Source organism: Cellulomonas algicola, from assembly GCF_003851725.1.
GTDB lineage: Bacteria > Actinomycetota > Actinomycetes > Actinomycetales > Cellulomonadaceae > Cellulomonas > Cellulomonas algicola.
Window position 1 is genome coordinate 1 of record NZ_BHYL01000449.1, and the last position, 1,319, is coordinate 1,319.

A 1,319-nucleotide genomic window follows, 5' to 3' on the forward strand; every position below is an offset into this window, starting at 1 on the left:
GTCGTCGGCGGTGCCGTGGTCGGCGGGCTCGGGCTGGGTGCGGGGCTGCTGCGGCGGCCCGAGGCACCCTCGCTGCGCGCGCTGACCCGGCCGGCGTGGTCGCGCGTCGCCTCGTGGGCGCGCGTCGGCGGCACCGGCGGCGTGCTCGCGGTCGCGCTGCTGGTCGCGGTGTCCGCGCTCGTCGTGACGCTGTGGGTCGTCGCGGGTCGGGCGACCGTCGGCGACGTCGTGCGGGGCCTGAACCTCGACGCGGTCGGGGGTGTCGTGCTCGCGTTCGCCGAGCTCGCGTTCCTGCCGAACCTCGTCGTCTGGGCACTCGCGTGGCTGTCAGGTCCCGGGTTCGCCGTGGGCCTCGGCAGCCGGTTCTCGCCGACCGAGGTCGTCCCCACGCCGCTGCCCGCGGTCCCGCTGCTCGGCGGCCTGCCGGCTCCCGACCTCGTCGGGCCGGCCACCGCGGGGGCGCCGGTCGTGCTGGTCGTCGTCGGGCTCGTCGCCGGCTGGTACGTGCACCGGCGCGTCCGCCCGACTGCCGGCTGGCACGCGCTCGCCGCGTGCGCGGTGACGGCGGCGACGGCCGGCGTGCTCGTCGCGACGCTCGTCACGCTCGCGAGCGGCGCCGCCGGGCCCGGTCGCATGGCGTCGGTCGGTGCGCACGGCTGGGCCGTCGGCGGGATGGTGGCCCTCGGTGTGCTGGTCGGCTCCGCGCTCGTCGTGCTCCCGGGCGACCCGTTCGTGCGGGCGGGCGCCCGGCGCCTGCTGCGTGTGCCAGACCGGGACGGTACGCCCGCGGGCGAGGACTGACCTCCGACGTCAGCAGGCCGCCGCCGGCTCCGATGCCTGCGGGCCCTGCCCGGTGTGGGCGGAGGACCGAGCCGTCAGCCGGCGTCGCCGCCCGGCGTGGGCCGCTGCAGCCCGTCCGTGAACGCGTGCTCGCACTGATTCTGCGCCGTGATGGTCAGCGCACCCGCCATGCAGTCCTCGCGCTCCTGCAGGAGCGGCGAGATCGACAGCGCGGTGAGCACCGCGAGCGACCACACGGCCGACATCGTGACGAGCACCGCGAGCATCGCCGGCAGCCCGCCGCGGGCACGGGCCCGGACCGCGGTGACGAGCGCCCGGACGCCGAGCACGAGGCCCGCGAGGGCGAACAGGGCGGCCGCGACACGCCACGGCATGGGCAGCGTCGCGACGAGCACGGACCCGAGCAGCAGGACGCCGACGGTGCGCGACTGCTCGGCGGCCTTGAGGGTCCCGGCCGGGTCGGGCGGCGCCGCGGCGGCCTCGCGCCGCTCGGCCTCGGTCGGCACCGGGCGCGGGCC

2 protein-coding genes are annotated in these 1,319 nt (G+C 78.5%); one reads left to right on the plus strand and one right to left on the minus strand.

Annotated features, from left to right (window positions below; all coding sequences use genetic code 11):
- The coding region (locus CTKZ_RS20670; RefSeq protein ID WP_235843590.1) for a cell division protein PerM at window positions 1-801 on the plus strand (801 nt) is incomplete at its 5' end.
- A gap of 74 nt (window positions 802-875) precedes the next feature.
- On the opposite strand, the gene CTKZ_RS21820 is transcribed toward CTKZ_RS20670, so the two are convergent.
- Window positions 876-1,319, minus strand: a 444-nt coding sequence (locus tag CTKZ_RS21820) for a hypothetical protein (protein ID WP_160142947.1), incomplete at its 5' end; no start/stop codon positions are given.